The following is a 12,199-nucleotide window of genomic DNA, read 5'->3' as shown; positions in this document are numbered from 1 at the left end:
GGTTGTCTTCGTCTTGCGTGGCATTCATGCTCCTTGTTGACATGCTATGCCTCACACACAAAACATCTGACAGGCTCTATTACGGTCACAGTGCGTCTCTCCTTGTAGTCCGCATTCTGCTGCAACTGCACTTAAGCGCCGCACATACTAAGCAACGGGGGGATTCAGAAACAGTGCGAGTAACTGGAACATGAAGAATAGGCCTGCCAGTCCTCTCACTACCCGCAGTGGGCCGTAAACAAGGAACATGTTTTTAACCCCTCTGGCGTCTTGCGGCCGCGAATCCCGCCAAGGCCAACAGGCCCGACATAGACAGCATGGCCCATTCTGAAAGCGTAGGGATAGAGGCAGGCGCGGCTGCGCCAATCACCACTGTGAACGAGTCAGCCGTTGGCCCCGCGCCCCAGGTCCAAGTGTAGGTTCCGGGTGTAAGCCCTAGGCTGGCGAACGTTGCGCCATTCCACGTAGCGGACGAATTGATGGGGGTTTGGGAAACATAACCTGGTGGAACGAAGATGCGACTATTGACGCCAACGATTCCTACCAATCCGCCGGAAGCTGTGTTTGGCTCTGTGTCCACCAGTTGCGAACCAAAGGACGTTGGGCCAACGACGGATCCAACTGATGACACCTCGATAGCGCTGTTCACGAGCGGAGTGCCTCCTATGTAGGCCAGCGCATTGCCGCTGCGGACGTTGGGCCTGGTTGCCGAACCACTCAAAGTTACAGCGGCCGTGTTGATGGATCCACTTCCGGTGGCGACCACATTTCCACCCACCTGGGAAAATGTGATCGTGAACGCAGCGTTGGAGTTGGTCCCAAGTACCAGCAGTGCCGCACCAACCCAAACGCGCAAGTTCCCTCTCGCCAACATCTCATGTCCTCCCAGTTTTGAAGCGCGGATGTTACAGGCTGATGTAGTACTGCTTGCCGACCGGTGGAGCCAAGCAGTTGGCTTGATGGGGCAACTCGTCGCATTCCGTGGTGGAGTCCCGGGTACTCAGGGGTCTCGCTGATCACTGTGTTTTTTTACAGTTACGCACAATCCAGGCATGTCCCCCGATCAGTTTGTCCAAACAGCTATCGCCCTGTTGGGCCCGACCGCCATCTGGCTATCTCAGAGCCGCAGCGTGCGTTTCCAGCGCTGGGCTTGCATCGTGGGTCTGGTGAGCCAGCCGTTCTGGTTCTGGTCGGTGTGGAGCAGCGGCCAATGGGGTGTCGGCGTGGTGGCCGTGGTTTGCGCGCTGGCCTGGCTCAAGGGGCTGTGGGTGCACTGGTTGGCGCCGCGCCCACCGTCTGGCGTGGGCACGGTGGAGTTGCCGCCGGAGAGCAGTTTGCGCTGATTTCCGTCACGCTTTGATGTTGCAATTCATAACAAATTGCGGTGTCTGGCGGTGTGTATCGGCTCTTTCAAAATCGCACCGATTTCGCACGGGGCCAAGAAAAGTGGCGGGGAATCTGGGGCGGACGCGGGTTCAATCCCCGCCAGCCCCGAGCGCTCTTTTTCATTCTTGGGGCAGTTTTATGTAGCAAATACCCCTGCATCTGTAGGTGTGTGTATCAGCCCTTGATAAACCCAAACCAGGGCCGCACAATGCCCGCTCGTTCAAGCCGGAGGCCACTATGCCAATGGAGTACCTGCAGGGGCTGGCGCGGGATGAGTTGCCTCTGATTGAATCGGACGTCACCAACATCGACAAGCTGCGGGTGTTGCGCGCTGCGGGCATGGTCGAGGTGCAACTGCCACCTGTGGACGCGGCGCAGCCCAGGGCGCAGGTGCTGTACATCACCGGTCTGGGGCGGGCCACCCTGCGTGCAGGTGGCTGGCCTTCTTCTGTGCCGCGCCTTCGACCACTGTGTGATCTGGAACCCTCATTTGATTGATGGCGGTGCCGGTGCTTCCGGTCTGATGCTGCGAGCTGGGCCTGTCACGCGCAGCCGTCGTGGGGCGGGCCATGGCTGTGCCCTTCTCTGGTGGGGCGGGGCCCGTGCGGAGAACCATGATGGTGCTGACCTTGCATATTCGGCATGAAGGCTCTCACCAGTACCTGGCCAGGGTGTTTGATGGCAAGGTTCAGGTCGGGGCGGCGACCCTGCATGCCCGCATTGACGAAGCCATTGCCGCCTATGGCATGCGCGGCAGCCAGTCGTTCCCAGGGGTGACGGCCTTTGCCATCTGGTATGGCGGGTGGAGCATTGGCGCCAAGCCTTTGGCGCAAATGGTCGATGAGGCGGCGCTGCTGGCCAACCGGTTGGTGGTGTTGTCGGCCGTGGTCCGCTGAGCGGGGAGTGGCATAAATGCCTGTAACTCCCAATATGTCATGCGAAACAAAATGAAATAAACCGAAACTGCGTCGAGACGACGTAGCGCGTGCCGCGCGGCACCATCAGGGCCATGTTCAACACCGTCCTCGAAAGGACTGCATCATGAAACCCTGGATCAAGAAAACCCTGATGGGCATCTTCGGCGCTTCCATCGCGGTGGGCGGTCTGACGGCCTGCTCCAGCGGCCACCATCACCGTGGCCCCATGAACGCCGAGAAGATGGCGGAAGTGCGTGGCAAGGTGGTTGAGCGCGTCAGCAGCAAGCTGGACCTGAACGATGCACAAAAAGCCAAGCTCAATGTGCTGGCCGACAAGATGGAAGTGCAGCGCACGGCATTCATCGGCAAGACGGCAGACCCGCGCGCAGAAATGCAGGCCCTTGTGGCGGGTGAAAAGTTTGACCGTACACGCGCACAGACCCTGCTGGACGAAAAGACCCGCGCGGTGCAGACCAGCAGCCCCGAGGTGATCAGCGCCCTGGCCGACTTTTACGACAGCCTGAACCCCGAGCAGCAGCAGAAGGTGCGCGAGCTGATGCAGCGGCGCAAGGGCTGGATGGCGCGCGGTTGATGGCGAGGGGCTGCTCCATGTCTCCTACGCTGGAACCCATCCACCGCCTGGCACAGGGCGTGCGCACCCATGGGCCTGCGCTGCTGGCGGGCATGCCCGACCCCCACGATGAGCTGATGTCCCTCGTCTGGGGGCCGCGCTTTGACCGCGAACACGCGTTGGGCCTGGTGGCCCGACAGCCCGAGACTGCGGCCCACACCTTGCCTGCCTTGCTGGCCGCTGCGGACCATTTTGATGCGCTCCATGCGGGCGCCCAGGGACGCCTGCGCCGGTTGATCGTGCGGCACCGCGCATTGCTCGGTGTAGGCGAGGGCGGCGCAGAACCATCCACGGGATGGGCGAACACCTGACGGTGTGAGAATTGCGCATGCACCGCATCCTGCTCATCGACGACGACGCCCAGCTCGGCTCCCCGCTGGCCACCTATTTCCAGCGGTTCGAGCTGGAGCTGGTCCACGCCCTCAAACCCAGCGACGGGCTGGCCCTGCTGGGAACGGGGGGCTTCGATGCCGCCATCCTGGATGTGATGCTGCCCGAGATGGATGGCTTTGAGCTGTGCCGCACCATTCGCAAACAGGGCGACCTGCCCATCGTGATGCTCACGGCGCGCGGCGAGGTGATGGACCGCGTGGTGGGGTTGGAGCTGGGGGCCGACGACTATTTGCCCAAGCCGTTTGAGCCGCGCGAACTGGTGGCGCGCCTGCAGACCGTGCTGCGCCGTCGGCGCGGGCCGGGGCAGGGCGCTGCCGTGGGTTCGCTGGAGTTTGACGGGCTCACCATCGACGCCGCCCGCCGCAGTGTGCTGCGCCAGGGGGTGGCGGTGGAGCTGACCGGCACCGAGTTCGACCTGCTGCACCTGTTGGCCCGCGAGCCCGGCAAGGTGTTCAGCCGCGATGACATCCTGAACCAGCTGCGCGGCCACGAGGCCGAGCTGTACACCCGCGCCGTGGACATCGTGGTGAGCCGTCTGCGCAAGAAGCTGGAGCCGCTCGACTGCATCAAGACGCTGCGCAATGCCGGTTATTCGCTGGCACTGCGGCGGGCCGCGCCATGATGATGAAGGTGCGCGACACACTCGCGGCCCAGGACCCTGACTGCCCTTGGCACCGCCGCGCGCGGCACGCGGTGGGGCATTCGCTGCGGATTCGCCTGGTGCTGGTGTTCATGGCCCTGGCCGTGACGGTGGCCGTCACCTTCATGGGCGGGGTGCAGAAGGCGGTGGCCGTGGGCTGGAAAGAAGCGGCCCGCCCCCTGTTGATGGACTATGTGGACCGGCTGACCGCCGAGATCGGCAGCCCGCCCAGCATCGAACGTGCGCAGGCGATTGCCGACCGCCTCCCCGTCACGCTGCGCATCGACGGGCCGCAGATCCACTGGGCCTCCCACCCCGACCAGCCACGCCCCGACTGGATGAGCGACAAGTTCCGCAAGCAGGACCACTGGGCGGGCGACGAGAACGGCCACAGCCTGCTGCAGCGCACCACGGCCGACGGTCACCACATCGAGTTTGGGCTCAATGCCCTGTCGTGGGACAAGCGCCCGCGCATCGCCTGGGGCACGCTCACAGTGCTGCTGCTGCTGACGGCGCTGGCCTATGTGTACGTGCGCCATCTGCTGCGCCCGCTGGACGACATCCGCCAGGGCGCTCAGCGTTTTGGCAACGGCAACTTCGCCCAGCCCATCCCCGTGCGGCATGCGCACCGGCCCGATGAGCTGGGGCAGCTGGCGGCCACCATCAACACCATGGGCGACGACATCCATCAGATGCTCGAAGCCAAACGCGCGCTCTTGCTGGCCATGAGCCACGAGCTGCGCAGCCCGCTGACCCGCGCCCGGCTGAATACCGAGCTGCTGCCCGAGACTGCCGACATCGAGGCTCAGCGGCTGGCCCTGCTGCGCGACCTGGGTGAAATGGCGGGCCTCATCACCGACCTGCTGGAGAGCGAGCGCCTGGCTGGGCGCCACGCTGCACTGCACCGCGAGCCCACCGACCTCACGGAACTGGCGCGCGAGGTGATCGCCGAGCTGGGCTCCCGCCATGTGGGCGCCGCCGATATCGTGCTGCACGCGCCGCCAGACCTGCCCACCATCCGGCTTGACCGCTCCCGCCTGCGGCTGCTGTTGCGCAACCTGCTGGACAACAGCCTGCGCCACAGCGAATCGGGGGCCTTGCCCCCTGAGCTGCACCTGCGGCTGGAGGGCGACCGGCGCGTGGTCGAGCTGGAGGTGCGCGACCATGGCCGGGGCGTGCCCCCCGAGCACCTTCCGCACCTGGCCCAGGCTTTCTACCGCCCGGACACGGCCCGCCAGCGCACCACCGGTGGCGTGGGGCTGGGCCTGTACCTGTGCCGCCTGGTGGCGCAGGCGCACGACGGGCAGCTGCACATGCGCAATGCGGAGCCGGGGCTGTCGGTCACGGTGCGCCTGCCCGTGGTGGAGTGAGTCTCTGTCCCCGGGAGGGACGTAGCGTCGCCCGCTCGGCACTGGCCTGCACTGGGGTGGTGCGATAGCCCTTGTGGGCCTGTGGCTTGGTGGCCACGGGTGGTTTATGGCAGAAAATGGCTTTTACCGCGCACTGGTAAAGCGTTTGTTGCTATTAATTTCGTAGTATTTTTGTTTCTGTTCCATGCCCCGCGAAATCCGCGTGGCCTGGCCCCGTTTTTGCTGCGTACGTATCACCTCGCCCGATGACCCGGTTTTGCTGGTGTTTACCCTGTATATACAGGTATGCTCCCGATGTCATCATGGCGACCGGAACGCGGGTGCGGACCGGCTGGGGTGGTACTTTTTTCAAACAGGAGCAGATGATGACTCGATCGGTTGTGAAATGGACGTCGCTGGCAGCGGCAGCAGCATGTGTGATGGCGCTGGCCGCACCGGCCCAGGCGCAGGACACCAAGATTGTGCTGGGCATGTCCGGCTGGACGGGTTTTGCACCGCTCACCCTCGCCGACAAGGCCGGCATCTTCAAGAAAAATGGCCTGGATGTGGAGATCAAGATGATTCCGCAGAAGGACCGCCACCTGGCCCTGGCCTCCAAGTCCATCCAGTGCGCCGCCACCACGGTCGAGACGCATGTCGCCTGGAACGCCAACGGCGTGCCCATCGTGCAGATCTTCCAGATGGACAAGTCCTACGGCGCCGACGGCATCGCAGTGCGTGGCGACATCAAGGGCTTTGCCGACCTCAAGGGCAAGACCATCGGCGTGGACGCGCCCGGCACGGCGCCGTACTTCGGCCTGGCCTGGATGCTCAGCAAGAACGGCATGAGCCTGAAGGACGTGAAGACCACCACGCTGTCCCCCCAGGCGGCTGCGCAGGCCTTTGTGGCGGGCCAGAACGACGCCGCCATGACGTACGAGCCCTACCTCTCCACCGTGCGCGACAACCCCGCATCGGGCAAGATCCTGGCCACCACGCTCGACTACCCCATGGTGATGGACACCGTGGGTTGTGACCCCACCTGGCTCAAGGCCAACGCCAAGGCCGCGCAGGCGCTCACCAACTCGTACTTCCAGGCGCTCGACATGATCAAGGCCGATCCGGCGAAGTCCAACGAGATCATGGGCGCGGCCGTTAAGCAGACGGGCGAGCAGTTTGCCAAGTCCTCGTCTTTCCTGCGCTGGCAGGACAAGGCCGCCAACCAGAAGTTCTTTGCGGGCGAACTGCAGTCCTTCATGAAGGACGCCACGGCCATCCTGCTGGAGGCCGGCATCATCCGCAAGGCGCCCGAGGACCTGGCCGTCACGTTCGACGCCAGCTTCATCAAGTAAATAGACGGAAGAAGAGCGCTCCATGTCTGCCGTGCAACCCCTGTCCGTTTCTGAGCCAAAGGCCCCCGTGCGCCGGCGCTCGCTGGCCCCGCTGGAGCCCGTGAGCAGCAGCGCCCGCTGGATGCTCGGGCTGGCCTTTTTCGCCCTGTTCGTGGCGGTGTGGGCGTTCTTCACCCTGGGGGGGTTCGTGTCGCCCACCTTCCTGGCCAGCCCCGTCACCATGGTGAAAGAAGGCTGGCTGCTGTTCACCGAGTACGGCTTCATCAAAGACATCGGCATGACCATCTGGCGTGTGGTCGGCGGCTTCATTCTGGCCGCCGTCATTGCCGTGCCACTGGGCATTGCGATGGGTGCGTACAAAGGCATCGAGGCTTTTTTCGAGCCCTTCATCTCGTTCTGCCGCTACCTGCCTGCGTCGGCGTTCATTCCGCTGCTGATCCTGTGGGCGGGCATTGGCGAGGCGCAGAAGATCCTCGTCATCTTCATCGGCTCGGTTTTCCAGATCACGCTCATGGTGGCCGTCACCGTGGGCGGCGCGCGGCGCGACCTGGTGGAGGCCGCCTACACGCTGGGCGCGGGCCACAAGGGCATCGTCACGCGGGTGCTGATCCCCGGCGCCGCACCCGAGATCGCCGAAACCCTGCGCTTGGTGCTGGGCTGGGCCTGGACTTATGTGATCGTGGCCGAGCTGATCGGCTCGTCCAGCGGCATCGGCCACATGATCACCGACAGCCAGTCGCTGCTCAACACCGGCCAGATCATCTTCGGCATCATCATCATCGGCCTCATCGGGCTGGTGTCCGACTTCGCCTTCAAGGCGCTCAACCACCGTCTGTTTGCCTGGAGTTTTGTGCGATGAGCAGCGTATCCATCCAAGCCGTCTCGCGCACCTTTGAGGGGCGCAAAGGCCAGCGCACACAGGCGCTGCTGCCGGTGGACTTTGAAGTGCGTGACAACGACTTCGTGACCATCCTCGGCCCCTCGGGCTGCGGCAAGTCCACGCTGCTGCGCATCGTGGCGGGGCTGGACCACGCCACCAGCGGCCGCGTGTTGCTGGATGGCGTGCCCGTGGAAGGCCCCGGTGCCGATCGCGGCATGGTGTTCCAGAGCTACACGCTGTTCCCCTGGCTCACCATCGAGCAGAACATCCGCTTCGGCCTGCGCGAGCGGGGTATGCCCGAAGCGCAGCAAAAGGAACGCGCCGCGTACTTCATCGCCAAGGTGGGCCTGCGTGGCTTCGAGCAGCACTTTCCCAAGCAGCTGTCGGGCGGCATGCAGCAGCGCACCGCCATTGCGCGCGCGCTGGCCAACGACCCCAAGATTTTGCTGATGGACGAGCCCTTCGGCGCGCTGGACAACCAGACCCGCGTGCTCATGCAGGAGCTGCTGCTGGGTATCTGGGAGGCCGAGCGCAAGACGGTGCTCTTCGTCACCCACGACATCGACGAAGCCATCTTCATGGCCAACCGCGTGGCCGTGTTCAGCGCCCGGCCCGGCCGCATCAAGACCGAGCTGGCGGTGGACCTGCCGCACCCACGCCATTACACGATCAAGACGAGCCCCGAGTTCATGGACCTCAAGGCGCGCCTGACCGAAGAGATTCGCGCCGAATCCATGGCGGCGGACCTGCATTGATCTGAACCTTCCAGAACCTGCCCAGCCCATGAGCGCCCGTCCATCCCGCCGCACCACCGCCGCTGCCCCCCGCAGTGGCGCGCCTGCCAAGGCCGTGGCAGTCGTGGCCGCGCCCGCGCAGGCCATGGCGCTGTACGAGCAGGTCAAGGACCACATCTCGCGTAAGATCCAGGAAGGCATCTGGCGCGCGGGCGACCGCCTGCCGTCCGAGAACGAGCTGGTCACCCAGTTCGGCATCTCGCGCATGACGGTGAACCGCGCGCTGCGCGAGCTGGTGGAGCAGGGCCGCATCGTGCGCGTGGCCGGTGTGGGCAGCTTCGTGGCCGAGGACAAGCCGCAGTCCACGCTGCTGCAGATAGCCAATTTGGCCAGCGAAATCCGCCAGCGCGGGCACGACTACCGCTGCGACGTGCTGACGGTGGAGCGCACCTCCGCCACGCTGGAGGTGGCCGCCGCGCTGGACCTGCGCACGGGTGAGTCGGTGTTCCACTCGCTGTGCATCCACCGCGAAGACGGCCTGCCCGTGCAGCTGGAAGACCGCCACGTGAACCCACGCCAAGTGCCCCAGTTTGCCGCGCAGGACTTCACGCAGCTGCAACCTTCCGAATACCTGGTGCGCAACGTGCCGTTCGACCAGATCGAGCATGTGGTCGACGCCGTCATGCCCACCGCCGAGCAGGCCACGCTGCTGGAGATGTCTCCGCAGGAACCCTGCCTGCTGCTCACCCGCCGCACCTGGTCGCGCGGCGTGCCGATCACCGTGGTGCGCTGCCTGCACCCCGCTACCCGTTACCGCCTGGGCAGCCGCTTCCGCGCCGACGGTAACCCCGTCGCCGGTTGAAAGTTTTTCGCCAAAAGCTCAGAATTTTTTCGCTTGTACCTACTTGTATATACAGGATCAACGCCATGACACAGAACGCATCTCCCATCACCCTGCACCCCGGCAGCGTCACGCTGGCAGAGCTGCGCCGCATCCATGCTGGCCCCGTGCAACTGGTGCTGGATGCCTCGGCCCGCGCGGGTTTGCAGAAGTCCCTGGCCACGGTGCAGCGCATCGTCGATGAAGACCAGGTCGTCTATGGCATCAACACCGGCTTCGGCAAGCTGGCCAGCACCAAGATTGCGCACGACCGGCTGGCCGAGCTGCAGCGCAACCTGGTGCTGTCGCACAGCGTGGGCACGGGCGACCCTCTGCCCGACGATGTGGTGCGCCTCATCCTCGCGACCAAGGCCGTGAGCCTGGCGCGCGGCCACTCGGGCGTGCGGCCCGAGCTGGTGGACGCGCTGCTGGCGCTGGCCAACGCCAACGTGCTTCCCGTTATTCCGGCCAAGGGCTCGGTGGGCGCATCCGGCGACCTGGCGCCGCTGGCGCACATGGCCTGCGTGCTGATTGGCGAAGGGCTGGCCAAGGTGGACGGCAAGGTGGTGCCCGGTGCCGAGGCCATGCGCTCCATCGGCCTGCAGCCGTTTGTGCTGGGCCCCAAGGAAGGGCTGGCGCTGCTCAACGGCACGCAGGTGTCCACCTCGCTGGCGCTGGCCGGTTTGTTTGGCGCCGAGAGCGTGTTTGCTGCCGCACTGGTCGCGGGTTGCCTGTCGCTCGAAGCCATCAAGGGCTCGGTCAAGCCGTTTGACGCACGTATTCATGAAGCACGGGGGCAGACCGGGCAGATTGCCGTGGCTGCTGCCGTTCGTGCGCTGCTGGATGGCAGCGCCATCGACCCCTCGCACCCGAACTGCGGCCGCGTGCAAGACCCGTATTCCATCCGCTGTGTGCCGCAGGTGATGGGCGCGTGCCTGGACAACCTGCACCACGCCGCGCGCGTGTTGACCATCGAGGCGAACGCCGCGTCGGACAACCCCCTGGTGTTTGACAACGGCGACGTGATCTCCGGCGGCAACTTCCACGCCGAGCCCGTCGCCTTTGTGGCCGACATCATTGCGTTGGCCGTCGCCGAGATCGGTGCGATTTCCGAACGCCGCTTGTCGCTGCTGCTGGACCCGGGCCTCTCGGGCCTGCCTGCGTTCCTGATCCGCGACAGCGGCGTGAACTCCGGCTTCATGATCGCGCAGGTCACCGCCGCCGCGCTGGCGGCCGAGAACCAGTGCCTGGCCAACCCCAGCAGCGTGACCAGCCTGCCCACATCAGCCAACCAGGAAGACCATGTCTCCATGGCCACCTACGGCGCGCGCCGCCTGGGCGACATGGTGCGCAATGCGGCCGTGATGGTCGGCATCGAGGCCATGGCCGCCGCGCAAGGCATGGAATTCGACCGGTCCCTGAAGTCCTCATCCCTCATTGAAGATCAGTTCGCCGCCATCCGCGAGCGCGTGGCCTATCTGGAACAGGATCGCTACCTCGCCCCCGATATCGAAGCCATGCGCGCCTGGGCCCAGCAGTCCACCTGGCCTGCCGCGCTCACGCAATGCCTGCCCAGCTTCGCCTGATTTTTTCCACGCACACCCACTGATTCACAGGAGCCCACCATGAACGCCAACGACGCCATCATCGCCGCCGCCTCCAACACCGACCCCCGCCACGACGCCAGCCGCGTGATCCGTGCGCCGCGCGGCAGCCAGCTCACCTGCAAGAGCTGGCTCACCGAGGCGGCCTACCGCATGATCCAGAACAACCTCGACCCCGAGGTGGCCGAGCGTCCGCAGGACCTGGTGGTGTACGGCGGCATCGGCCGTGCCGCGCGCAACTGGCAGTGTTTTGACCAGATCCTGGCCTCGCTCAAGGACTTGAACGACGATGAGACCCTGCTCATCCAGTCCGGCAAGCCTGTGGGCGTGTTCAAGACCCACGCCAATGCGCCGCGCGTGCTGCTGGCCAACTCCAACCTCGTGCCCAAGTGGGCCAACTGGGAGCACTTCAGCGAGCTCGACCAGAAGGGCCTGTTCATGTACGGCCAGATGACGGCGGGCAGCTGGATCTACATCGGCACGCAGGGCATCGTGCAGGGCACGTACGAAACCTTTGCCGAAGCCGGGCGCAAACACTACGGCGGCTCGCTAGAAGGCAAGTGGATACTGACCGCTGGCCTGGGCGGCATGGGCGGCGCGCAGCCGCTGGCCGCCACGTTTGCGGGAGCTGTGTCGCTCAACATCGAATGCCAGCAAAGCAGCATCGACTTCCGCCTGCGCACGCGCTATGTGGACAAGCAGGCGCGCGACATCGACCACGCCATCGAACTCATCCGCCAGCACACGGCGGCCAAGGAAGCCATCTCCATCGCGCTGCTGGGCAATGCGGCCGAGATCCTGCCCGAGCTGGTGAAGTGCGCCAAGGCGGGGGGGCTGAAGCCCGACCTGGTGACCGACCAGACCTCGGCCCACGACCTCGTCAACGGCTACCTGCCCGCTGGCTGGACGGTGGCGCAGTGGCGCTCCGCGCAGCAGGACGTGACGCAGCACGAGGTGCTGAAGAAGGCGGCAGCCAAGTCCTGCGCCGTGCACGTGCAGGCCATGCTCGACTTCCAGCACATGGGCATCCCGGTGGTGGACTACGGCAACAACATTCGCCAGGTGGCGTTTGACGAAGGCGTGAAGGACGCATTCGACTTCCCCGGCTTTGTGCCCGCCTATATCCGCCCGCTGTTCTGCGAAGGCAAGGGCCCGTTCCGTTGGGTGGCCCTGTCGGGCGACCCTGAAGACATCCGCAAGACCGACGCCAAGATCAAGGAGCTGTTCCCCGAGAACAAGCACGTGCACCGCTGGCTCGACATGGCGGGCGAGCGCATTGCCTTCCAGGGCCTGCCCGCGCGCATCTGCTGGCTGGGCCTGGGCGAGCGCCACATTGCGGGCCTGGCCTTCAACGAGATGGTGAAGAACGGCGAGCTGAAGGCCCCCATCGTGATCGGCCGCGACCACCTGGACACCGGCAGCGTGGCCAGCCC

Annotated in this window: 14 protein-coding genes; 13 read left to right on the top strand and 1 reads right to left on the bottom strand. The window is 65.0% G+C overall.

Annotated elements, in window-relative coordinates; all coding sequences use genetic code 11:
* Positions 1 to 253: 253 nt before the first annotated feature.
* Positions 254 to 874: an IPTL-CTERM sorting domain-containing protein gene (locus AC07Z7_RS23955; protein WP_494767896.1), complete on the bottom strand. Its 621-nt coding sequence runs from the start codon at positions 872 to 874 to the stop codon at positions 254 to 256.
* Between the two features lie 178 nt (positions 875 to 1,052).
* On the opposite strand from AC07Z7_RS23955, the gene AC07Z7_RS23950 reads away from it, so the two are divergent.
* The 13 genes from AC07Z7_RS23950 to hutU all read left to right on the top strand — a co-directional run.
* Positions 1,053 to 1,343, top strand: coding sequence for a hypothetical protein (locus tag AC07Z7_RS23950; protein ID WP_252661549.1), 291 nt, complete (start codon positions 1,053 to 1,055; stop codon positions 1,341 to 1,343).
* Between the two features lie 280 nt (positions 1,344 to 1,623).
* Positions 1,624 to 1,884, top strand: coding sequence for a hypothetical protein (locus AC07Z7_RS23945; protein ID WP_252661548.1), 261 nt, complete (start codon positions 1,624 to 1,626; stop codon positions 1,882 to 1,884).
* 119 nt (positions 1,885 to 2,003) lie between these two features.
* On the top strand, positions 2,004 to 2,282 hold the full coding sequence (locus AC07Z7_RS23940) for a hypothetical protein (protein ID WP_494767895.1): 279 nt from the start codon (positions 2,004 to 2,006) through the stop codon (positions 2,280 to 2,282).
* Between the two features lie 145 nt (positions 2,283 to 2,427).
* Positions 2,428 to 2,895 carry a Spy/CpxP family protein refolding chaperone gene (locus AC07Z7_RS23935; protein WP_494767894.1) on the top strand — a complete coding sequence of 156 codons (468 nt, stop codon included), beginning with the start codon at positions 2,428 to 2,430 and terminating at the stop codon, positions 2,893 to 2,895.
* 17 nt (positions 2,896 to 2,912) lie between these two features.
* A complete protein-coding gene (locus tag AC07Z7_RS23930; RefSeq protein ID WP_252661543.1) occupies positions 2,913 to 3,245 on the top strand; it encodes a hypothetical protein in 333 nt (110 codons plus the stop codon).
* A gap of 17 nt (positions 3,246 to 3,262) precedes the next feature.
* Entirely contained in the window at positions 3,263 to 3,949 is a 687-nt protein-coding gene (locus tag AC07Z7_RS23925) for a response regulator transcription factor (protein ID WP_094290958.1), read from the top strand.
* 2 nt (positions 3,950 to 3,951) lie between these two features.
* Positions 3,952 to 5,337 carry a sensor histidine kinase gene (locus tag AC07Z7_RS23920; protein WP_094291223.1) on the top strand — a complete coding sequence of 462 codons (1,386 nt, stop codon included), beginning with the start codon at positions 3,952 to 3,954 and terminating at the stop codon, positions 5,335 to 5,337.
* Positions 5,338 to 5,702: 365 nt separating this feature from the next.
* Positions 5,703 to 6,668, top strand: a complete 966-nt coding sequence (locus AC07Z7_RS23915; protein ID WP_094291224.1) for an ABC transporter substrate-binding protein — start codon at positions 5,703 to 5,705, stop codon at positions 6,666 to 6,668.
* A 22-nt stretch (positions 6,669 to 6,690) separates the two neighbouring features.
* Positions 6,691 to 7,527 carry an ABC transporter permease gene (locus AC07Z7_RS23910; protein WP_494767893.1) on the top strand — a complete coding sequence of 279 codons (837 nt, stop codon included), beginning with the start codon at positions 6,691 to 6,693 and terminating at the stop codon, positions 7,525 to 7,527.
* Positions 7,524 to 8,303 carry an ABC transporter ATP-binding protein gene (locus AC07Z7_RS23905; RefSeq protein WP_252661542.1) on the top strand — a complete coding sequence of 260 codons (780 nt, stop codon included), beginning with the start codon at positions 7,524 to 7,526 and terminating at the stop codon, positions 8,301 to 8,303. The genes AC07Z7_RS23910 and AC07Z7_RS23905 overlap by 4 nt, the downstream gene beginning before the upstream one ends.
* Positions 8,304 to 8,331: 28 nt before the next feature.
* On the top strand, positions 8,332 to 9,144 hold the full coding sequence (gene hutC, locus AC07Z7_RS23900; RefSeq protein WP_094290961.1) for a histidine utilization transcriptional repressor HutC: 813 nt from the start codon (positions 8,332 to 8,334) through the stop codon (positions 9,142 to 9,144).
* A 65-nt stretch (positions 9,145 to 9,209) separates the two neighbouring features.
* Entirely contained in the window at positions 9,210 to 10,748 is a 1,539-nt protein-coding gene (hutH, locus tag AC07Z7_RS23895) for a histidine ammonia-lyase (protein ID WP_494767892.1), read from the top strand.
* 39 nt (positions 10,749 to 10,787) lie between these two features.
* The coding region (hutU, locus tag AC07Z7_RS23890) for a urocanate hydratase (RefSeq protein WP_494767891.1) at positions 10,788 to 12,199 on the top strand (1,412 nt) is incomplete at its 3' end.

This window comes from Acidovorax sp. GW101-11A03, from assembly GCF_059424825.1.
This window is presented reverse-complemented; position numbering and strand designations above follow the sequence as displayed.

Excerpts from the sequence above, each read along its gene's own strand:
- hutC (WP_094290961.1), top strand. The coding sequence starts at position 8,332 with ATGAGCGCCCGTCCATCCCGCCGCACCACCGCCGCTGCCCCCCGCAGT.
- AC07Z7_RS23930 (WP_252661543.1), top strand. The coding sequence starts at position 2,913 with ATGTCTCCTACGCTGGAACCCATCCACCGCCTGGCACAGGGCGTGCGC.
- hutH (WP_494767892.1), top strand. The coding sequence starts at position 9,210 with ATGACACAGAACGCATCTCCCATCACCCTGCACCCCGGCAGCGTCACG.
- AC07Z7_RS23910 (WP_494767893.1), top strand. The coding sequence starts at position 6,691 with ATGTCTGCCGTGCAACCCCTGTCCGTTTCTGAGCCAAAGGCCCCCGTG.
- AC07Z7_RS23925 (WP_094290958.1), top strand. The coding sequence starts at position 3,263 with ATGCACCGCATCCTGCTCATCGACGACGACGCCCAGCTCGGCTCCCCG.
- AC07Z7_RS23935 (WP_494767894.1), top strand. The coding sequence starts at position 2,428 with ATGAAACCCTGGATCAAGAAAACCCTGATGGGCATCTTCGGCGCTTCC.
- AC07Z7_RS23905 (WP_252661542.1), top strand. The coding sequence starts at position 7,524 with ATGAGCAGCGTATCCATCCAAGCCGTCTCGCGCACCTTTGAGGGGCGC.
- AC07Z7_RS23920 (WP_094291223.1), top strand. The coding sequence starts at position 3,952 with ATGAAGGTGCGCGACACACTCGCGGCCCAGGACCCTGACTGCCCTTGG.
- AC07Z7_RS23955 (WP_494767896.1), bottom strand. The coding sequence starts at position 874 with ATGTTGGCGAGAGGGAACTTGCGCGTTTGGGTTGGTGCGGCACTGCTG.
- AC07Z7_RS23950 (WP_252661549.1), top strand. The coding sequence starts at position 1,053 with ATGTCCCCCGATCAGTTTGTCCAAACAGCTATCGCCCTGTTGGGCCCG.
- AC07Z7_RS23945 (WP_252661548.1), top strand. The coding sequence starts at position 1,624 with ATGCCAATGGAGTACCTGCAGGGGCTGGCGCGGGATGAGTTGCCTCTG.
- AC07Z7_RS23915 (WP_094291224.1), top strand. The coding sequence starts at position 5,703 with ATGACTCGATCGGTTGTGAAATGGACGTCGCTGGCAGCGGCAGCAGCA.
- AC07Z7_RS23940 (WP_494767895.1), top strand. The coding sequence starts at position 2,004 with ATGGTGCTGACCTTGCATATTCGGCATGAAGGCTCTCACCAGTACCTG.